The 18,636-nt window shown below is 68.4% G+C and carries 17 protein-coding genes; 6 read left to right on the top strand and 11 right to left on the bottom strand.

All coding sequences use genetic code 11. The features are described from left to right. Nucleotides 1-275 precede the first annotated feature (275 nt). From FG99_RS13540 to FG99_RS13515, 6 genes are all read right to left on the bottom strand, one after another. The gene (locus FG99_RS13540) at nucleotides 276-1,628 is read right to left on the bottom strand and encodes an 8-oxoguanine deaminase (protein WP_009614295.1); all 1,353 of its coding nucleotides are present in this window, start codon (nucleotides 1,626-1,628) and stop codon (nucleotides 276-278) included. Between the two features lie 155 nt (nucleotides 1,629-1,783). After that, complete coding sequence (locus FG99_RS13535; RefSeq protein ID WP_043270236.1) at nucleotides 1,784-2,467, bottom strand: SDR family oxidoreductase; 684 nt, start codon at nucleotides 2,465-2,467, stop codon at nucleotides 1,784-1,786. A 41-nt stretch (nucleotides 2,468-2,508) separates the two neighbouring features. Beyond that, nucleotides 2,509-3,309 (bottom strand): ABC transporter permease, encoded by an 801-nt coding sequence (fetB, locus tag FG99_RS13530; RefSeq protein ID WP_043270233.1) that lies wholly within the window; start codon nucleotides 3,307-3,309, stop codon nucleotides 2,509-2,511. Further along, nucleotides 3,306-3,929 carry an ABC transporter ATP-binding protein gene (locus FG99_RS13525; protein ID WP_043270230.1) on the bottom strand — a complete coding sequence of 208 codons (624 nt, stop codon included), beginning with the start codon at nucleotides 3,927-3,929 and terminating at the stop codon, nucleotides 3,306-3,308. The genes fetB and FG99_RS13525 overlap by 4 nt, the downstream gene beginning before the upstream one ends. Nucleotides 3,930-4,126: 197 nt before the next feature. Next, the gene (locus FG99_RS13520; RefSeq protein WP_009614303.1) at nucleotides 4,127-5,434 is read right to left on the bottom strand and encodes an MFS transporter; all 1,308 of its coding nucleotides are present in this window, start codon (nucleotides 5,432-5,434) and stop codon (nucleotides 4,127-4,129) included. Between the two features lie 535 nt (nucleotides 5,435-5,969). Next, entirely contained in the window at nucleotides 5,970-6,767 is a 798-nt protein-coding gene (locus FG99_RS13515; RefSeq protein WP_024128863.1) for an AraC family transcriptional regulator, read from the bottom strand. A 77-nt stretch (nucleotides 6,768-6,844) separates the two neighbouring features. On the opposite strand from FG99_RS13515, the gene FG99_RS13510 reads away from it, so the two are divergent. Beyond that, nucleotides 6,845-8,461, top strand: a complete 1,617-nt coding sequence (locus FG99_RS13510) for a gamma-glutamyltransferase family protein (protein ID WP_043270228.1) — start codon at nucleotides 6,845-6,847, stop codon at nucleotides 8,459-8,461. Between the two features lie 456 nt (nucleotides 8,462-8,917). After that, on the top strand, nucleotides 8,918-9,754 hold the full coding sequence (locus FG99_RS13505; RefSeq protein WP_043270226.1) for an outer membrane protein OmpK: 837 nt from the start codon (nucleotides 8,918-8,920) through the stop codon (nucleotides 9,752-9,754). A gap of 347 nt (nucleotides 9,755-10,101) precedes the next feature. Here FG99_RS13505 and FG99_RS13500 read toward each other — a convergent pair whose 3' ends face one another. From FG99_RS13500 to FG99_RS13490, 3 genes are all read right to left on the bottom strand, one after another. Beyond that, nucleotides 10,102-11,019: an AEC family transporter gene (locus tag FG99_RS13500; RefSeq protein ID WP_043270224.1), complete on the bottom strand. Its 918-nt coding sequence runs from the start codon at nucleotides 11,017-11,019 to the stop codon at nucleotides 10,102-10,104. 73 nt (nucleotides 11,020-11,092) lie between these two features. Beyond that, a complete protein-coding gene (gene cysC, locus FG99_RS13495) occupies nucleotides 11,093-11,704 on the bottom strand; it encodes an adenylyl-sulfate kinase (RefSeq protein ID WP_043270222.1) in 612 nt (203 codons plus the stop codon). Then, nucleotides 11,697-12,401, bottom strand: coding sequence for a sulfotransferase family 2 domain-containing protein (locus FG99_RS13490; protein ID WP_043270220.1), 705 nt, complete (start codon nucleotides 12,399-12,401; stop codon nucleotides 11,697-11,699). The genes cysC and FG99_RS13490 overlap by 8 nt, the downstream gene beginning before the upstream one ends. A 546-nt stretch (nucleotides 12,402-12,947) precedes the next feature. Here FG99_RS13490 and FG99_RS13485 point away from each other — a divergent pair. The 3 genes from FG99_RS13485 (at nucleotide 12,948) to FG99_RS13475 (ending at nucleotide 15,652) form a co-directional block, all read left to right on the top strand. Beyond that, nucleotides 12,948-13,931, top strand: coding sequence for an ABC transporter substrate-binding protein (locus FG99_RS13485; RefSeq protein ID WP_043270218.1), 984 nt, complete (start codon nucleotides 12,948-12,950; stop codon nucleotides 13,929-13,931). Between the two features lie 93 nt (nucleotides 13,932-14,024). Next, the gene (locus tag FG99_RS13480) at nucleotides 14,025-14,831 is read left to right on the top strand and encodes an ABC transporter permease (RefSeq protein WP_043270216.1); all 807 of its coding nucleotides are present in this window, start codon (nucleotides 14,025-14,027) and stop codon (nucleotides 14,829-14,831) included. Then, on the top strand, nucleotides 14,819-15,652 hold the full coding sequence (locus FG99_RS13475) for an ABC transporter ATP-binding protein (protein WP_043270214.1): 834 nt from the start codon (nucleotides 14,819-14,821) through the stop codon (nucleotides 15,650-15,652). Before FG99_RS13480 ends, FG99_RS13475 begins: the two co-directional genes overlap by 13 nt. 45 nt (nucleotides 15,653-15,697) lie before the next feature. Here the strand turns inward: FG99_RS13475 and FG99_RS13470 are convergent, their stop codons facing one another. Together FG99_RS13470 and FG99_RS13465 are read right to left on the bottom strand one after the other, a co-directional pair. After that, a complete protein-coding gene (locus FG99_RS13470; RefSeq protein ID WP_043270212.1) occupies nucleotides 15,698-16,168 on the bottom strand; it encodes a nuclear transport factor 2 family protein in 471 nt (156 codons plus the stop codon). A gap of 272 nt (nucleotides 16,169-16,440) precedes the next feature. Next, nucleotides 16,441-17,433, bottom strand: a complete 993-nt coding sequence (locus tag FG99_RS13465) for a GlxA family transcriptional regulator (protein ID WP_043270210.1) — start codon at nucleotides 17,431-17,433, stop codon at nucleotides 16,441-16,443. Between the two features lie 211 nt (nucleotides 17,434-17,644). Here FG99_RS13465 and FG99_RS13460 point away from each other — a divergent pair, with 211 nt between their 5' ends. Next, a complete protein-coding gene (locus FG99_RS13460; RefSeq protein ID WP_009614328.1) occupies nucleotides 17,645-18,583 on the top strand; it encodes a choline ABC transporter substrate-binding protein in 939 nt (312 codons plus the stop codon). Nucleotides 18,584-18,636 lie beyond the last annotated feature (53 nt).

Below are 18,636 nucleotides of genomic sequence, written 5' to 3'. Positions count from 1 at the left end.
TGGGTTGGTGCGCGGGTTTGAGAGCGCCCTCTCCCTAACCCTCTCCCTGAAGGGAGAGGGGACCGTTCGGAGTGCGTGGGTATTCCTGAGTCAGCCGGCAGCATCGAAGGTTTCCGGCTGAAACCATTCCTCCTCTCGGCACGGACAAGCCCCCTCTCCCTTCAGGGCGGGGCGCGCAGCCGAGGGCTGGGGAGAGGGGCTCTTCAGGGCATGCACCGCACCCCCGGTTGGCCCCGTTCGCGAGCAAGCTCGCTCCTACGAAAAGCAGTCCGGTGTCAGCCGATCAGCTTCCGTGCTGCCTGGGTGTGCGAGGCGATCAGGCCCTTGAGGTCCAGGCCCTCCACCTCGCCATCCACCACCCGCCAATTCCCCCCGACCATCACTCTGTCCGCCTTGTCCGCCCCACACAGCAACAGCGCCGAAATCGGATCATGGCTCCCGGAAAACCGCAGCTCATCCAGCTTGAACAGCGCCAGGTCCGCCTGCTTGCCCGGCGCCAGCTCGCCGATGTCGCTGCGGCCCAGCAGCTTCGCCGACCCCTTGGTGGCCCAACCCAGCGCCCGCTCCGGGGTGATCTCTTCCGCACCGTAGCGCAGGCGCTGGATGTACAGGGCCTGGCGCGCTTCGAGAATCATGTTCGAAGCGTCGTTGGAGGCCGAGCCGTCCACGCCGATACCCACCGGCGCGCCGGCGGCTTCCAGCGCCACGGTGGGGCAGATGCCCGAGGCCAGGCGCATGTTCGAGCTGGGGCAGTGGCAGATGCCGGTGCCGGCTTCGCCCAGGCGCTTTATTTCCTCGTCGTTGAAGTGGATGCCGTGGGCCAGCCAGGTGCGCGGGCCGAGCCAGCCGACGCTGTCGAGGTAGTCCACGGTGCGCTGGCCGAAGCGCTCTAGGCAGAAGTCTTCCTCGTCGAGGGTTTCGGCCAGGTGGGTGTGCAGGCGCACGTCGTGGTGTTCGGCCAGCTCGGCGCTGGCGCGCATGATTTCCGGGGTCACCGAGAACGGCGAGCAGGGCGCCAGGGCGATCTGCACCTGGGCGCCGTCGCCGCGCTGGTGGTAGTCGCGGATCAGCCGTTCGCTGTCGGCGAGGATGTCTTCGGCGCGCTGCACCGTCTGCTGCGGCGGCAAACCGCCATCGGCCTCGCCCAGGCTCATGGAGCCGCGGGTGAGCATGGCGCGCATGCCCAGTTCGGCGACCACCCCGGCCTGCACGTCTATGGCCTGCTCCAGGCCGTCGGGGAACAGGTAGTGGTGGTCCGCCGCGGTGGTGCAGCCGGACAGCAGCAGTTCAGCCAGGGCCACCTTGGTGGCCAGCGCCAGTTGGTCCGGGGTCAGCCGCGCCCACACCGGATAGAGGGTCTTCAGCCAGGGGAACAGCGGCTGGTTGACCACCGGCGCCCAGGCGCGGGTGAGAGTCTGGTAGAAGTGGTGGTGGGTGTTGATCAGGCCGGGCAGCAGCACGTGCTGGCTGGCGTCGAACACCTGCTCGCAGGGTTGCGAGGGTTGCTGGCCAAGGGCGAGCAGTTCGACGATGCGACCGTCCTGCACGACCAGGCCGCCACGGGCATCGAGGCCGTTGGCGGTGAAGATGGCGAGGGGGTTGCGCAGCCACAGGCGGGGGGATGACATGGGTGAATCCTCTGAGTTGCGGAGCCGCCGCCCGAGGCGAGCCGGCTCCCGGTTGTACGGGAAGCCAGCTCAGTGTTCACCCTGTCTGCTGATCCAGGTGCGCCTTGACCCGCAGGTCAGGCGTCGGCGCATGGTAACGCCGCCGCCGGCATCCGTCACCAGTCGATCGTCGTCCCCTGGTAGTCCAGGTAGTGCTGGCCGCCGCGCCCGGCGTAGGCCTCGACCTGGTCGATGAGCCCGGCGGCGCTGGTTTCCACGTCCAGCGGCGCAGCCTCGCCGCCCATGTCGGTGCGTACCCAGCCGGGGTGCAGGTTGAGCACCGTCAGGCCGGTTTCGCCCAGCCCGGCGACCAGGCTGCGGGTCAGCGAGTTCAGCGCCGCCTTGCTCGCCCGGTACAGGCCCATGCCGCCGGATTCGTTGCCGGCCACGCTGCCCAGTTCCGAGGTCATGAAGGCCAGCACCCCGCGCTGCGGCTCCAGCAGCGGCAGCAGGCGCTCGGCCAGGCGCAGCGGGGCCACGGCGTTGACCATGAACAGCTCGCCCACCTCGGCCAGGCTGGCGTCCAGCGCCGACTGGTGCGGCGGACCGTAGATGCCGGCGTTGATGTAGACCAGGTCGAAGCGCTGCCCGGCCAGGGCCTCGGCGAGGCGGTCCTGGGAGGCCGCATCGTCCAGCACCAGGGACTCGACGCGCACCGGCAGGCTGTCCAGCACGCCGGCGTTGGCGGCGTCGCGCACGGTGGCGGTGACCTCCCAGCCGCGCGCCAGCAGCTGATTCACCAGGCCCAGGCCGAGGCCGCGGGAGGCGCCGATGATCAGGGCGGAATTGGCAGTGCTCATGGGGCTCTCCCCTCGGGATGGAAAAGCCCCAGCATACCCGCTCAATCCTCGCCGCGCAGGCGGTCCAGGCGCAGGCGGTCGCGCTCGTCGGTGAGCCGCCAGGCCGACAGGTACACGGCGCCCAGGGCCGCGGCGAACCCGGCGCCGACCAGCAGGAACATCAGCAGGATCTGGTAGCGCGCGGCGTCCAGCGGGTCCATGCCGGCGAGGATCTGCCCGGTCATGATCCCCGGCAGGGTGATGATGCCGGCGGCGGCCATCTGGTTCAGGGTGGGGATCAAGCCGGTGTAGAGCGCGCGGCGCAGCACCCCGCCAAGCGCGGTGTAGCGGTCGGCGCCCAGGGCCAGGCGCGCCTCGATGGCGGCGCGCTCGCGGGTGACGCTGGCGAACACCTGGTTCAGCGCCAAGCTGGCGGCGTTCATCGCCGTGCCGAGGATGATGCCCACCAGCGGGATGGCGTGCCGCGCGTCGTACCACGGCTGCGGCCGCAGGCTGCCGGCCAGGGCGAAGAGCGCGATGCCCAGGGTGGCGATGCCGACGCTGCTGCCGCCGATGCCCAGGTGCCAGAACCCGGCCAGCCGGCGGCGCTGCCGCGAGCCGACCTCGAAACTGGCCGCGGCGAGCATCGCCAGCACCACCCCGGCGGTCAGCCAGGGCGAGGACAGGGCGAACACCTGGCGCAGGAACAGCCCCACCAGCACCAGTTGCACCACCAGGCGCACGGCGCAGACCAGCAGGGTGCGCTGCAGGCCCAGGCGCAGCGCCCAGGACAGCGCGGCGGCGGCCACGATCAGCAGCGCCGCCAGGGCCAGTTCCGGCAGGCCGAGCTGCAGCGGCGTCATGGTTGCACCTCGCTAAGGCCGTGTTCGTCCAGCTGCAGGTGGACGTCCGCCAGGCGCCGCGCCTGCCCGGCATCGTGGCTGACCACCAGCAGGCCCAGGCCTTCGGCCTTCAGTGCCTGCAGCAGTTGCTCGACGCCCTCGCGGCTGGCCGCGTCCAGCGCCGCCGTGGGTTCGTCCAGCAGCAGGAAGCGCGGCCGCTGCACCACCGCGCGCAGCAGGGCCAGGCGCTGGCGCTCGCCTGTGGATAACTGCGCCACCCGCGCCTGCAGCAACGCCGGGTCGAGACGCACCCGCGGCAGCAGCGCCCGCGCGGCGTCGAGGTTGGCGAAGTGCGCGGCGACGCCCTCCTCCCACCAGCCGGATTCCGCCGCCACATAGGTGACCAGCCGCCGCCAGGCGCTGGCCGGCATACGCTCGCGCGCCACCCCGGCCAGGCTGACCTGGCCCTGGTTGGGGTCGAGGTCGGCGAGCATGCGCAACAACAGGCTCTTGCCGATGCCCGAGGGGCCGCTGAGCACCGTACAGCGACCGGGCGCCAGGTCGAGGTCGAAGGGCCCGCTCAGCGCCCCGCGCAAGCCGCAGGCCCGCAGAGGCCCGAGGGGAATTTCCAAAAGGCTCATGAACTCGCTTCGCCAAGCCGTAAGTCGCCGAGCATAGCGTAGGGCGTATAACCGTTCGCGGTTATACGCCGCTACACCCATCCCCCCGCCCCTCATAAGCCCAGCCCAGGCGACCCAAAAACGACAAGACCCAGCATCTGCCGGGCCTCGCGAATAAAACGCCCCGGAGCAACCCCGGGGCCAGGGCACGCGCCCTATCAGTCGGTAGTGATCTTCGAATGCGTCCGGGTGTCCTTCATGGTCACGTAGACCAGCAGCGAGCAGGCGATGCAGCCGGTGACGTACCAGTAGAAGCCACTCTCCATGCCGATGCTCTTGAACCACAGCGCCACGTACTCGGCGGTGCCGCCGAAGATGGACACGGTCAGCGCGTAGGGCAGGCCCACGCCCAGGGCGCGGATCTCGGTGGGGAACAGCTCGGCCTTCACCACGGCGTTGATCGAGGTGTAGCCGCTGACGATCACCAGCGCCGCCATGATCAGGAAGAACGCGCCCCACCAGGTGTCGATGCTGTGCAGGGTGCTGAGGATCGGGTAGGTGAAGACGGTGCCGAGCACGCCGAAGGCGATCAGGATGGGGCGCCGGCCGATCTTGTCCGACAGCGCGCCGACGATGGGCTGCAGCAGCATGAACAGGAACAGGGTGGCGGCCGAGATCATGGTCGAGTCGGTCTTGCTCATGCCCACGGTGTTCACCAGGTACTTCTGCATGTACGTGGTGTAGGTGTAGAAGGCCAGGGTGCCGCCCATGGTCAGGCCGACCACGGTGAGGACTTCCTTGGGATGGCGCAGCAGGGTGCGCATCAGGCTTTCCTTGGGCTCTTCCTTCTTCTTGGCGAAGGACTCGGTCTCTTCCATGCCGCGGCGCAGGAACATGGCGGTCACCGCGCACAGCGCGCCGATGAAGAAGGGCACGCGCCAGCCCCAGCTTTCCAGCTGTTCGACGGTCAGGGTCTGCTGCAGCACGATGAGCACCGCCAGGGCGATGAGCTGGCCGGAGATCAGCGTCACGTACTGGAAGCTGGAGAAGAAGCCGCGTTGCTCCTTGTTGGCCATCTCGCTGAGGTAGGTGGCCGAGGTGCCGTACTCGCCGCCCACCGACAGGCCCTGCAGCAGGCGCGCGAGCACCAGCAGGATGGGCGCGCCGACGCCGATGGTCTCGTAGCTGGGGGTCAGGGCGATGATCAGCGAGCCGAAGCACATCAGCAGCACCGAGGCCAGCAGCGCGGCCTTGCGGCCCTTGCGGTCGGCGTAAATGCCCATCAGCCAGCCGCCTATCGGGCGCATCAGGAAGCCCACGGCGAAGATCGCGGCGGTGTTGAGCAGCTGGGCGGTCATGTCGCCCTGGGGGAAGAAGGCCTTGGCGAAGTACAGGGAGAAGGCGGCGTAGACGTACCAGTCGTACCACTCCACCAGGTTGCCCACCGAGCCGCTGAAGATCGACTTGATGCGCTGGGAGGTCGTACGGGGCGCGGCAGAAGCGGAGACGGCGCTTGCGCTATCCATGGGTAATCCTCTTGTCGTTGTTGTCGTCGGGTGCGCGGACCACGAAACCGGCACCGGCGCGCCACGAGGTGCGGCGCAGTGTGGAGGGCGATAGCAGGCAACGTGCCAAGGGCGCAAAGCCGCGTGGGGCAATGGATTACGGGGTTTTCGTACGGTGTGGGCAGGCGGTTGGATGCCGATGGGCGGGGTGGGTGAGCGGAAATCCGCTTATTTGGAGTGGCTTTTCGTTGGGGCGAGATGGCTCGCGAACGGCGTTTCCAGGCGGCCTCGGTGTTTTGGTTTGACTCCGCAACCCTCTCCCCAGCCCTCTCCCTGAAGGGAGAGGGGGCTAGTCCGTGCCGAGAGAAGTGATGGTTCCAGTCGGAAACCGACGGAACTGCCGGCTGACTCCAAAACACCCGACCCTGCCCAACGGTCCCCTCTCCCTTCAGGGAGAGGGTTAGGGAGAGGGCGCTCTTCAGGCCAGGCACCGAAGCCGCCTGGAAACGCCGTTCGCGAGCAAGCTCGCTCCTACAGGAAGAAAGACCGCAGCGGCTCAACGCTGCTTGAACAACTCCCCCGGCGTAAAGCCGAACAACCCCTTGAACGCAGCTATATAGGCCGAAGTGGAGTCATAGCCACAATCCAGCGCCGCAGCGGTCACGCTGGCGCCATCCTCCAGCACCCCCAGCGAACCCAGCAGCCGCTGGCGTTGGCGCCAGAGGCGGAAGCTCATGCCGGTCTCGCGCTGGAACAGGCGCGAGAGGGTCTTTTCCGAGGTGCCCAGGCGTTGCGCCCAGTCGCCCAGGGTGAGGCTGGTGCTGGGCTGTTCGATCAGCGCCTGGCACAGCTGCAGCAGCCGCGGCTCCTGGGGCATGGGCAGGGAGAAGGCGACTTCCGGCAGGGTACGCAGCTGGTCCAGCAGTACGTTCACCAGACGCTGCTCGGGACTGTCGCCCTGTGGATAATCCACCGGCAGCTCACAGAAGCTCTTGATCAGCTCGCGGGCCAGCGGTGTCACCTCCAGCACCCGGCAGCGCGGTTCCGCCCAGGCGCAGGCCTCGGCGCTCAGGTACAGGCTGCGCATCTCCGCGCGGCCGGAGGTGACCACCTCGTGCTCCAGGTACGCCGGTATCCAGATGGCGCGCTGCGGCGGGGCGAAGAAGCTGCCCTCGGCGGTGTGCACGCCGAGCACCCCGCTGATGGCGTAGGACAGTTGCACCCAGGCGTGGTGGTGGCGGCCGGTCCAGGAGCCGGCGCGCAGGCTTTCGGCGCGCGCGTAGACCGGCCGCGGCAGGTCGTCGAGCGTGGGAATCGCGCGTTGCAGATGGGGGTGCTGTCCGTTCATCGCTATGCTTTGGCTTTGTATCGCTAGTGGACAGAGTCTGGCAGGGCTACCCTGCCGCCTCAAGCCGTCAACGGAGCCCGCCCATGCTGAATTTCTCCGCCCAGGAATATCCCTACGCTTCGCAGCGCTCGCTGGTATACGCCCGGCGCGGCATGGTGGCCACCTCGCAGCCGCTGGCGGCGCAGGTCGGGCTGGACATGCTCAAGCGCGGCGGCAACGCGGTGGACGCCGCGGTGGCCACGGCGGCGGCGCTGACGGTGGTGGAGCCCACCGGCTGCGGCATCGGCGGCGATGCCTTCGCCCTGGTGTGGGTGAAGGACAAGCCGCACGGCCTGGACGCCGCCGGCTACGCGCCCGGGGCGCTGGACATCGGCACGCTGCGCGGCGCCGGCCACGCGCGCATGCCGCTGTACGGCTGGACGCCGGTGACCGTGCCGGGCTGCCCGGCGGCCTGGGCCGAGCTGTCGGCGCGCTTCGGCCGGCTGGACTTCGCCGAGTTGCTGGCCCCGGCCATCGAACTGGCCGAGCAGGGCTTCCCGGTCTCGCCGGTGATCGCCGGCCTCTGGCAGAGCGGCCTGGACAAGTTCCGCGGGGTGCGCGACGCGCACCCGGAACTGGCGGCCTGGTTCGACGAATTCCTCATCGATGGCCGCGCCCCGCGCGCCGGGGAAATCTTCCGCAACCCCGGCCAGGCGCAGACCCTGCGCGAACTGGCGCAAAGCCGCTGCGAGAGCTTCTACCGCGGCGCCCTGGCCCAGCGCATCGCCGCCCACGCCCGGGACAGCGGCGGCTACCTGGACGAGGCCGACCTGGCCGGCTACCGCGCCCGGTGGGTCGAGCCCATCGCGCTGAACTACCGCGGCTACGACGTCTGGGAAATCCCCCCGGCCGGCCAGGGCCTGGTGGCGCTGATGGCCTTGAACATCCTCAAGGGCTTCGAATTCGGCGAGCGCGACAGCCCGGACACCTGGCACCGCCAGCTGGAGGCCATGAAGCTGGCCTACGCCGACGGCCGCGCCTACATCGGCCAGCCGGACGGCATGCGCTTCAGCGTCGCCGACCTGCTCAGCGACGACTACGCCGCCAGCCGCCGCGCGCTGATCGGCGAGCGCGCCCTGGAACCGCACCCGGGCAAGCCGCGCGCCGGCGGCACCGTGTACCTGGCCACGGCCGACGGCGAGGGCAACCTGGTGTCGTTCATCCAGAGCAACTACCACGGCTTCGGCTCCGGCGTGGTGGTGCCCGGCACCGGCATCGCCCTGCAGAACCGCGGCGCCGAGTTCAGCCTAGACGCCGCGCACGTCAACGCCCTGGCCCCGGGCAAGAAGACCTTCCACACCATCATCCCCGGCTTCCTCAGCAAGGACGGCGTGCCCCTGGGGCCGTTCGGCGTGATGGGCGCCTACATGCAGCCCCAGGGCCACGTGCAGATGGTGATGAACCTGGTGGACTTCGGCCTCAACCCCCAGGCCGCGCTGGACGCCCCGCGCTGGCAGTGGCTGGGCGACAAGCGCATCGGCATCGAGCACGGCGCGCCGCGCAGCCTGGCGGCGGTGCTCAGCCGCCGCGGCCACCACGTGGAAGTGGCCCACGACCTGAGCAGCTACGGGCGCGGCCAGATCATCCTGCGCGACCCGCGCAGCGGCGTGCTCTGCGGCGGCACCGAGCCGCGCACCGACGGGCAGATCGCCGCCTGGTGAGACCGCCGCCGGGCCGGCGGAGGTGCTTGCGCGGCGCGGCTCTGGCATCATCCGCGCCCGGAAAGGCCGCGGCCGCCCGCAAGGTGGCCGCCGGGGCGCTTGTGTAGATTCTTCACAGCAAATTTGTATACATATTTTGAATTGATTCCATTCAACTCAAAGCAAATATGTATTCAATAGCCCTGCCCCATGCTCGCCAAAATGACGCTTCGGCACGCTGCGCTGCCCTGTGCGAAGGCACGACCTGTCTCGAGAGTCAGGTTTTTGCCCGATCCCAGGCCTTCGCCGGCCGCGACGCAGGCCCATGAAAAAGCATGGCTTTTCCCGAAACCGAGAAGAAAACCCGGCCCGCGCCCGGCGTTGGCCCCGATCTTGCCTCGGCTGGCCAAGCCTGACCGAGTGGACAGGTTCAGAATTCCAATTAGATCGCAGCACTTCAAAACCTAGGAGCACCACATGACTCGCACCCTCGCATCCCTGCTGCTCGCCGGCGGGCTGCTGGCTACCGGCCAGGCCATGGCCGGCGGCGAAGACCTGACCCCCGCGCCGGCCAGCAACGACGGCCCGCTGATCTGGCACAACGAAAGCCTGACCTACCTGTGGGGCAAGAACTTCAAGGTCAACCCGCCGATCCAGCAGACCTTCACCTTCGAGAGCGCGAGCGCCTGGACCTGGGGCGACATCTGGTTCTTCGTCGACCAGATCAACTACAACGGCAAGGAAGACAGCCAGAACGGCAAGAACACCTACTACGGCGAATTCAGCCCGCGCCTGTCGTTCGGCAAGATCACCGGCGCCGACCTGTCGCTGGGCCCGATCAAGGACGTGCTGCTGGCCACCACCTACGAATTCGGCGAAGGCGACACCGAGGCCTACCTGATCGGCCCGGGCTTCGACCTGGCCCTGCCCGGCTTCGACTACTTCCAGCTGAACTTCTACTACCGCAAGCCCGACGGCAACCGCGTGCCCTCCGGCGCCTGGCAGGTCACCCCGGCCTGGGCCGTGACCATCCCGGTGGGCAACTCCGACATCCTCTTCGACGGCTTCATGGACTGGGTGGTGAACAACAAGAGCGCCAGCGCCAGCGAACGCGGCCAGAGCGACTACCACGCCAACCTGCACTTCAACCCGCAGATCAAGTACGACCTGGGCAAGGCCATGGGCTACGAGGCCAAGCACCTGTACGTGGGCGTGGAGTACGACTACTGGTCCGACAAGTACGGGATCAAGGATTCGCAGTTCTTTACCACCGACCAGAACACCACCAGTCTGTTGGTGAAGTACCACTTCTGATTGGGGCGGCCCTGCTGAGAGGTGGGGCCGAGGCGCTTTTCTGTAGGAGCGGGCCCTGCCCGCGAACGGTGTTTCCAGATGGCTTCGGTGCCTGGCCTGAAGAGCGCCCTCTCCCTAACCCTCTCCCTGAAGGGAGAGGGGACCGTTCGGAGTGCTTGGGTGTTTTGGAGTCAGCCGGCAACACCGCAGGTTTCCGGCTGAAACCACCACTTCTCTCGGCACGGACTAGCCCCCTCTCCCTTCAGGGAGAGGGCTGGGGAGAGGGTTGCGGAGTCAATCCAGCACACCAGAGCCACCGGGAAACGCTGTTCGCGAGCGAGCTCGCTCCTACGAAAAACCCCATAGCCTCACCCCGCCAGCGCCTGCACCACTCCCATCACCAGCAACAAACTCCCCCCCGCCAACAACGTCTGCAGCGTGATGATCCCCGCCATCAGGTGACTGTCCCCACCCAACTGCCGCGTCAGCACATAGGCCGTAGGCGCCGTCGGCAGGGCGAAGAACAGCACGAACACCGCCGACTCCAGCGGCGCCAGGCCGAGAAGCTGGGCGCAGGCGAAGGCCAGGGCGGGCATCGCCAGCAGGCGCGTGGCGCAGCTGCCCAGCAGCACCGGCAGTTCCGCGCGCAGTTCCTTCGGTTGCAGCGCGGCGCCCACGCAGAGCAGGCCCAGCGGCAGGCTGGCCACCGCCAGCAGGTCGAATAGCCGGGCGCTGCCGCCGCCCAGTTCCAGGCCGGCCAGGTTGACCAGGGCGCCGGCGGCGCAGGCGAGGATCAGCGGGTTCCTGAGGATCGGCAGCAGCAGCGCGCGGGCGCTGATGCCGCGTTCGGCGGTCAGCGCCCAGACCGACATCAGGTTCACCGTCGGCACCATCAGCGCCAGCATCAGCGCCGCCAGGGTCAGCCCTTCCTTGCCGTACAGGCTGCCCACCGCGGCCAGGCCCAGGTAGGTGTTGAAGCGCAGCACGCCCTGGGCGATGGCGCCGAAGCGCGCCGCGCTCCAGGCGCGCAGGCGCCGGCTGGCCAGCAGCGCCAGCCAGGCGCCGCCCAGGCCCAGGGCCACCGCCAGGGCCAGGCGGCCCAACCCCGGGTCGCGCAGCGGCGCCTTGGCCAGGCTGGCGAACAGCAGCGCGGGGAACAGGATGAAGTAGTTCAGGCGTTCGGCCGCCGGCCAGAAGGCCTCGCCGGGGAAGCCGCGGCGGCGCAGCAGGAAGCCGCCGACGATGAGCGCGAAGAGCGGCCAGAGGGCCTCGAAGAGAACGGACACGGATACCCCGCGGCGGTGGTTGGGCGCCCATCTTGCCCAGCCGCGCGCGGCGACGGCAAGCCGGGCCCGGAGCTCAGGCCGGACCGGGGCGGCAGCGCTGCAGGACCAGCCCGAGCAGCCTGCGGCAGGCCTCGTCGGTGGAGGTGTCGGTGGCGTCCACTTCGAAGTCGGCGTCCAGCGGCGGCTCGTAGGGGCTGTCGATGCCGGTGAAGTTGCGCAGGCGGCCTTCCCGGGCGGCCTTGTACAGGCCCTTGGGGTCGCGCTCGGCGCAGGTCCGCAACGGCGTGCTGAGATACACGCTGAGGAACTCGTCGGCCGGGAACAGCGCGCGGGCGGCATCGCGCTCGGCGCGGAACGGCGAAATGGCGGCGACTATCACCACCAGCCCGGCCTCGGTCATCAGCCGCGCGGCATGGGCCAGGCGGCGGATGTTCTCGCGGCGGCCCTCGGGGCTCATGTCCAGGTCGCTGCACAGGCCGCCGCGGACCAGGTCGCCATCGAGCAGGAAGCTGTGCACGCGCTCGCGGTGCAGGGCCAGCTCCAGGGCGTTGGCCAGGCTCGACTTGCCCGAGCCGGACAGGCCGGTCAGCCAGATGCAGCAGGGGCGCTGGCCCTTGAGCGCGGCGCGGGCTTCGCGGCGCACGCTGCCGGTGACGGGGAACAGGGGTACTTTGAGGTCACTCATAGCCAAGCAGTTGGTAGTCGCATTGATAGGCGCGGCGCACCAGGCGTCGCGTGCGAGTGTTGCAGAACTCCCGGGCCGGGCCGGCCTGGCGTTGCCGCGAGGCGTTCAGGTGGGGCAGCTGGCCGCTGATGCCCAGGTGCTCGCACAGCGTCTGGAAGTCCGCTTCCAGGTTCTCCTGGCGGCCGATGAAGTCCAGCCCCAGGTGGCCCAGTGAATCACAGAGGAAGGCCACCTGCGGCACGAAATGCAGCTGGCGCTGGAGGTTGTCCGGGTGCAGCCAGCGGTCGACGAAGTCGTCGAAGTCGCGGAACTGGCAGACCAGCTGGTGCGCCGCCCGGTCGCGCTGCGGCAGCTGGTTGCCGCGCAGGTAGGCATAGGCCGAGTAGGCGCGCTCCAGCGGGTCGCGGACGAAGCTGAACTTGAAGCTTTCGGCATATTCGCCGGGGAACTGCTGCTCGTACCAGTACAGCGGCAGGTGGCCGGGGCGGCCGCCATCGAACAGCGCCGCGCAGAGGCTGCTGCCGGCGCACTTGGGCACGTGCACGAACAGGCAGCGGCGCTCGCGGAAATACGCGGGGAAATGGGCGTTGCCGGACATCGCCTTGTTGACGATCTGGCGTTCCTGCACCGGCAGGCGGCTGAGCAGGAAGTTGCGCTGGACCTTGGGCAGCAGCTTCCAGAAGTAGCGTTGCAGCATGGGGACTCTCGAACGCCGGAGGGTCGCTCCGGTGGTTTTCCTTGGACGGCGGGAGGGCCCCGGCCTTAAGGAAACCTTAACAGGCCCGTGTCTGGCGATTATTCCGTGTTGGTCAAGAAGGTAAGGTTTCCGATACACGGCGACGTGGGCCTTGTGGCTTGTAGGTCCATCTGGGGCGGTTTCCGACGGCCGGGGGAGTCTATTCCCGGCCCGGCGCGGCGCCCACGGCGAAAAGGATGCACAAAGCGTAGGAAATCCCTGAGGAAGTGACTGGCAGCCCGCCGCCGGTCGAGGCGCCACGAACGCGGCAAGCCCGGGCCCCGGCGGCGAAAGGCAGCTTTTTCTTATGTCGCAACGACATATTTAATAATTTTCCGAGCCTCCCGCTTCCGCCACCATCCGCCCTGTCACGTGCCGCCCGCCTTTCGGGCCCAGGGGCCACAGAGCCCATCGCCACGCACGTTCCGCTTCGCTGTGAAACCTCCGGCCATCTGGCCACTGCCGCAGTTATCCAATAACAAGCCCAACAGGCTGTGGGAGTGCTTCATGAACAAGTCCTTGCTTGCGCGTTTCACCCGTCCCCTCGCCCTCGCCGGGCTGTTCGCCGGCGCCGCCGGGGCGGCCCAGGCCGGCACCCTGTCCATCGGCCATACCACCTGGGTCGGCTACGGCACCCTGTACCTGGCCCGCGACCTGGGCTACTTCAAGGAGCAGGGCCTGGACCTGCAGCTCACCCCCATCGAGGAAGCGGCGATGTACATGGCCGCCCAGGCCTCCGGGAAACTCTCCGGCTCCGCCTCGACCATCGACGAAATCCTCAAGTACCGCCCGCAGTTCTGCTTCAAGGCCGTGGCCGCGCTGGACGACAGCCATGGCGGCGACGGCGTGCTGGTGGGCAAGGACGTCACCAGCCTGGCCCAGCTCAAGGGCCAGGAAGTGGCGGTCAACGAAGGCTCGGTGTCGCAGTTCTGGCTGTCGTACCTGCTGAAGAACGCCGGCATGAGCATGAGCGACATCAAGGTGCAGAACATGACCGCCGACGATGCCGCCACCGCCTTCATCGCCGGGCGCATCCCCGCCGCGGTGACCTGGGAGCCGCACCTGTCGATGGTGCGCCAGAAGCAGCAGGGCAAGGTGCTGGTGGACAGCACCAGCACCCCCGGGGTGATCGTCGACGTGGTGGCGCTGAACTGCGACGTCATCGACAAGCAGCCCGACGACGTCAAGGCCCTGGTCAAGGGCCTGTACAAGGCCGTGCAGTACACCCGGGAGCACCCGCAGGAGGCCTACGCCATCATGGCCAAGGGCGTCGGCGGCTACCTGTCCGACCCCAAGGACCTGGCCGAAGCGGCCAAGGGCGTGCGCTTCTATGACCAGGCCATGAGCGAGAAGCTCCTCGGCGCCCCCGGCAAGGCCGGCGATATCAAGGACATCATCGGCCTGGCCAACGAGACCTGGACGCAGCTGCAGGGCAAGACCTTCCAGGTCAGCTACGACGACCTGGTGGACACCCGCTTCGTCGTCCAGTGAACCCGGCGGGCCGCGCGCCCGCCCCTTCCCATCCCCCGTTCCACGAACATCCTGGCGGAAGGCTTGCGGCCGTCCGCATGGAGGTAATCCGCGATGTCACGTCCGAATAAATCCTGGCTCGACCGCTGCCTGACGCCCAAGGTCGAGCTGCCGGTGCGCCTGGTGTGGTCCGCCAGCGCCCTGTGCTGGCTGCTGGTGTTCGGCCTCTGGGCCCTGCTCTCCTACGGCGGCGTGGTGCCGGCGATGTTCCTGCCCAGCCCCGGCGCGGTGCTGGACGCCGCCGTGCGCCTGGGCCGCGACGGCACCCTGGGCACCCACGTGCTGGCCAGCGTCGAGGTGGTGATGATCGGCTTCCTGGTCTCGTCCCTGGTGGCCGTGCCCCTGGGCCTGCTGATGGGCAGCTTCCGCATCGTCCAGGCCTTCCTCGAACCGCTGGTGAACTTCATCCGCTACCTGCCGGTGACCTCCTTCGTGCCGCTGTTCATCCTGTGGATCGGCATCGGCATCGAGCAGCGCGTCACGGTGATCATCTTCGGCGTGTTCTTCCAGCAGCTGGTGATGATCGCCGACGTCTCCCGCGGCGTCGCCAAGGACCTGGTCAACGCTTCCTACACCCTGGGCTGCACCCGCCGCGACGTGGTGCTGCACGTGCTCGGCCCGGCCTCGCTGCCCGGCGTGCTGGACACCCTGCGGGTGACCATGGGCTGGGCCTGGACCTACCTGGTGGTGGCCGAGCTGGTCGCCGCCTCCAGCGGCCTGGGCTACATCAGCCTCAAGGCCATGCGCGGCTTCCAGGTGGACGTGATCTTCCTGGCCATCGCCATCATCGGCCTGCTCGGGCTGATCACCGACCAACTCTTCCGCATCCTCCGACTGAAGGTGGCCTCATGGGCGCAGTAGCAGCCATGCAACGCAACGACGCGGCACCGGCCGCACAAGGGGCGCAGCCGGCGCGGCTGCGCGTGGACCAGGTCAGCCTGCGCTACCGCACCCCCGAGGGCGGCACCTTCGCCGCGCTGGAGAAGGTCTCCTTCGAGGTGCCGGACCAGCAGTTCGCGGTGATCGTCGGCCCCTCCGGCTGCGGCAAGTCGAGCCTGCTGTACCTCACCGCCGGGCTGTCCGAGCCCACCGAGGGCGACATCTACGTCGGCGGCCAGCGCGTCGACGGCCCCGGCGCCGACCGCGGCATGGTGTTCCAGAGCTACACCCTGTTCCCCTGGCTGACCGTGCGCGAGAACGTCGAGTTCGGCCTCAAGCGCCGCGGCCTGCCGGCCGCCGAGCGCAAGGAGATCGTCGACTATTACCTCAACGAAGTGGGCCTGGCCAACTTCGCCGGCAACTACCCCAAGCAGCTCTCCGGCGGCATGATGCAGCGCGTGGCCATCGCCCGCGCGCTGGCCAACGACCCGCAGATCCTGCTGATGGACGAGCCCTTCGGCGCCCTCGACAGCCAGACGCGCATGCAGATGCAGAAGCTGCTGCTGCGCGTGTGGGACCACAGCAAGAAAACCGTGGTGTTCGTCACCCACGACATCGACGAAGCCATCCTGCTGGGCGACCGCGTCTACGTCATGGGCGCGCGCCCGGGGCGCATCAAGCGCATCCTCGACGTGCCCATCGAGCGCCCGCGCTCGCTGGACATGGTGATGGACCGCCAGTTCATCGAGATGAAGCGCGAAATCCTCGGGCTGCTCCACGACGACCTGGAAGAAGCGCACTGAGGCTCACCGCGGGGGCGGGGCGCCCGCCTCGCTCCCGCGGTCGGTTCACAGCCCCAGGTCGCTCAGCGACGGGTGATCATCCGGGCGCCGGCCCAGGGGCCAGCGGAACAGGCGCTCGTCCTCGGTTATGGGCAGGTCGTTGATGCTGGCGTGGCGCTCGACCATCAGGCCGTTCGCGTCGAAGGCCCAGTTCTCGTTGCCGTAGGAACGGAACCAGTTGCCCGAGTCGTCGTGCCACTCGTAGGCGAAGCGCACGGCGATGCGCTCCTCGGTGAAGGCCCAGAGTTCCTTGATCAGCCGGTAGTCCAGCTCGCGGCGCCACTTGCCGGTGAGAAACTCGACGATCTGCACGCGGCCGCGGATGAAGGTGGAGCGGTTGCGCCAGGTGCTGTCCGGGCTGTAGGCCAGGGACACGCGCTGCGGGTCGCGGCTGTTCCAGCCATCCTCGGCGGCGCGCACCTTCTGGATGGCGGTCTCGCGGGTGAAGGGCGGCAGGGGTGGGCGGGCTTCGCTCATGATGGGGGCTCCTGGGGTGGGGGTTCTGGTCATGGTGCGCCTGGGGTGGGTTTGGAGGAATGACAGGCATCCCACGGATGTTGCCAAGGTGATGGGTGGTGTTCGTCGGTGGTTGCGTGGGCCTTGGGTGGACTCCGTTCCCTCTCCCTAACCCTCTCCCTGAAGGGAGAGGGGACCGTTCGGAGTACGTGGGTATTCCTGAGTCAGCCGGCAGCGGCGAAGTTTCCGGCTGAAACCATCACCTCTCTCGGCACGGACTACCCCCTCTCCCTTCAGGGAGAGGGCTGGGGAGAGGGGCTCTTCGAAGCCCCCACCGAAGCCCCACCCGCAAACACCCCCCGATCCTCCCGCGGACAAACCCCGAACCTGGCCCGATAACTGCGCGACAGATACGACGGCGACTCGAACCCACAGGCCAGCCCCACCTCCAGCACGCTCATCTCCGTCTGCCGCAGCAACTGCCGGGCCTTGTCCAGGCGCAAGCCGAGGTAGAAGTTCGACGGCGTATCGTTCAGGTGCAGGCGGAACAGGCGCTCCAGCTGGCGGCGGGTGACCTGGATACGCTCAGCCAGGTCCAGGGTGGAGAGCGGCGGCTCGGTGTGCCTTTCCATCTCGCCCAGCACCTGGATCAGCTTCTTGTTGGTCACCCCGTAACGCGTCGCCAGTTGCAGGCGCTGGTGGTCCTGGCGGGTGCGGATGCGCCCGACCACGAACTGCTCGGAAACCTGCACCGCCAGCTCCGGGCCCTGGGCGCGGGCGATCAGGTCGAGCATCAGGTCGATGGACGCCGTGCCGCCGGCGGAGGTGATGCGCGAGCCGTCGATCTCGAACAGCTCCTGGGTCGCCTGTAGCTGTGGATAAGTCTCCCGGAAGGCGTCCAGCGCCTCCCAGTGCAGCGTGCAGCGATGGCGGTCGAGCAGCCCGGCCTCGGCGAGGACGAAGCTGCCGGTGTCGATGCCGCCGAGGGTCACGCCCTCGCGGTCGAGGCGGCGCAGCCAGTGCAGCAGCGCCGGGGTGCAGGCCTGCAGCGGGTCGAAGCCGGCCACCACGAACAGGGTGTCGCCACGGCCCAGGGCCTGCAGGGCTCCGTCGGCGTTCATCGACATGCCGCTGCTGGCCAGCACCGGGCCGCCGTCGATGCTCAGCAGGTGCCAGCGGTAGAGCCCGCCGCGGAAGCGGTTGGCGACGCGCAGCGGCTCCACGGCGGAGATGAACCCCATCAGGGAAAAACCGGGCAGCAGGAGGAACCAGAAGTCGTTCGACATGGCGTCATCCAGGCGATTCGGAGCGGCGATCCGTTGGTATGGAGCATTTGCCCGGCCCTGGCAATGGCCGAGGTCGCCAGCGTGCAAGTGCAGGTCGCCGGAGTGCGATTCTCCGTCGCGGGCCGTGCGTAATTTGAACACCAGCCACCGCCGTGCGGGGCCCATGACACAACAACGATAACCATAGCCGCAAAGGCCTTGAGGAGAAGTCATGAAGCTATCGATCAAAGCGGGCGCCTGCGCCGCGCTGTTCACCCTGGTCAGCAGCGCCTGGGCCGCCGAGCCGGCGTCGTGCCAGAACGTGCGCATGGGCTCGGTGAACTGGACCGACGTGGTGGCCAGCAGCGCCGTGGCCGAGGCCCTGCTCGACGGCCTGGGCTACAAGGTCAAGCAGACCAGCGCCTCGCAGCAGATCATCCTGGCCGGCATGGCCGACAAGCAGCTCGACGTCTTCCTCGGCTACTGGCAGCCGACCATGCAGCCGGTGGCCAAGCCCTACCTGGACAAGCAGCAGATCGAAGTCATCACCCCGGCCACCCTGGGCGATGCGCAATCCACCTACGCGGTGCCCACCTACGTCTACGACGGCGGCCTGAAGACCTTCGCCGACATCGCCAAGTTCCGCGACAAGCTGGACAACAAGATCTACCTGATCGAGCCGGGCAGCGGCTCCAACCGCATCACCGCGGACATGATCGCCAAGGACAAGTTCGGCCTGAAGGGCTTCCAGGTCGTCGAATCCAGCGAGGCCGGCATGCTCACCGCGGTCAAGCGCGCCATCAAGCGCCAGCAGTGGGTGGTGTTCTTCGGCTGGAAACCGCACCCGATGAACCTGCAGATCGACATGAAATACCTCACCGGCAGCGACGACGTGTTCGGCCCCAACGAAGGCGCCGCCACCGTCTCCATCATGACCGCCGCCGGCTACCAGGCGCAGTGCGGCAACGTCGCCAAGCTGCTGCACAACCTGCGCTTCAGCAGCCAGGAAGTCAGCCAGGTGATGGAACCCATCCTCGACCGCAGCCAGCCGCTGGACGCCGCCCGCGCCTGGCTCAAGGCCCATCCCGACCAGCTCAAGGCCTGGCTCGCCGGGGTGACCACCTTCGACGGCAAGCCGGCAGAACCGGCCTTCGTCGCCAGCCTGAAGTAAGCCAATAACGCCCCACCCTTGCGCGGCCCGCCCGCCGCGCGGGGACTCCGCAT

Source organism: Pseudomonas sp. AAC (assembly GCF_000725445.1).
Classification (GTDB): Bacteria; Pseudomonadota; Gammaproteobacteria; order Pseudomonadales; family Pseudomonadaceae; genus Pseudomonas; species Pseudomonas citronellolis.
Note: the sequence above shows the minus strand (reverse complement) of the source record. Positions and strands in the feature narration are given on the sequence as shown.

What these genes read in the sequence shown, in the direction of transcription:
- FG99_RS13510 (WP_043270228.1), top strand. Translation starts at nt 6,845, where the DNA reads ATGCTGAATTTCTCCGCCCAGGAATATCCCTACGCTTCGCAGCGCTCG.
- FG99_RS13465 (WP_043270210.1), bottom strand. Translation starts at nt 17,433, where the DNA reads ATGTCGAACGACTTCTGGTTCCTCCTGCTGCCCGGTTTTTCCCTGATG.
- FG99_RS13470 (WP_043270212.1), bottom strand. Translation starts at nt 16,168, where the DNA reads ATGAGCGAAGCCCGCCCACCCCTGCCGCCCTTCACCCGCGAGACCGCC.
- FG99_RS13540 (WP_009614295.1), bottom strand. Translation starts at nt 1,628, where the DNA reads ATGTCATCCCCCCGCCTGTGGCTGCGCAACCCCCTCGCCATCTTCACC.
- cysC (WP_043270222.1), bottom strand. Translation starts at nt 11,704, where the DNA reads ATGAGTGACCTCAAAGTACCCCTGTTCCCCGTCACCGGCAGCGTGCGC.
- FG99_RS13475 (WP_043270214.1), top strand. Translation starts at nt 14,819, where the DNA reads ATGGGCGCAGTAGCAGCCATGCAACGCAACGACGCGGCACCGGCCGCA.
- FG99_RS13480 (WP_043270216.1), top strand. Translation starts at nt 14,025, where the DNA reads ATGTCACGTCCGAATAAATCCTGGCTCGACCGCTGCCTGACGCCCAAG.
- FG99_RS13485 (WP_043270218.1), top strand. Translation starts at nt 12,948, where the DNA reads ATGAACAAGTCCTTGCTTGCGCGTTTCACCCGTCCCCTCGCCCTCGCC.
- FG99_RS13535 (WP_043270236.1), bottom strand. Translation starts at nt 2,467, where the DNA reads ATGAGCACTGCCAATTCCGCCCTGATCATCGGCGCCTCCCGCGGCCTC.
- fetB (WP_043270233.1), bottom strand. Translation starts at nt 3,309, where the DNA reads ATGACGCCGCTGCAGCTCGGCCTGCCGGAACTGGCCCTGGCGGCGCTG.
- FG99_RS13505 (WP_043270226.1), top strand. Translation starts at nt 8,918, where the DNA reads ATGACTCGCACCCTCGCATCCCTGCTGCTCGCCGGCGGGCTGCTGGCT.
- FG99_RS13460 (WP_009614328.1), top strand. Translation starts at nt 17,645, where the DNA reads ATGAAGCTATCGATCAAAGCGGGCGCCTGCGCCGCGCTGTTCACCCTG.
- FG99_RS13525 (WP_043270230.1), bottom strand. Translation starts at nt 3,929, where the DNA reads ATGAGCCTTTTGGAAATTCCCCTCGGGCCTCTGCGGGCCTGCGGCTTG.
- FG99_RS13520 (WP_009614303.1), bottom strand. Translation starts at nt 5,434, where the DNA reads ATGGATAGCGCAAGCGCCGTCTCCGCTTCTGCCGCGCCCCGTACGACC.
- FG99_RS13490 (WP_043270220.1), bottom strand. Translation starts at nt 12,401, where the DNA reads ATGCTGCAACGCTACTTCTGGAAGCTGCTGCCCAAGGTCCAGCGCAAC.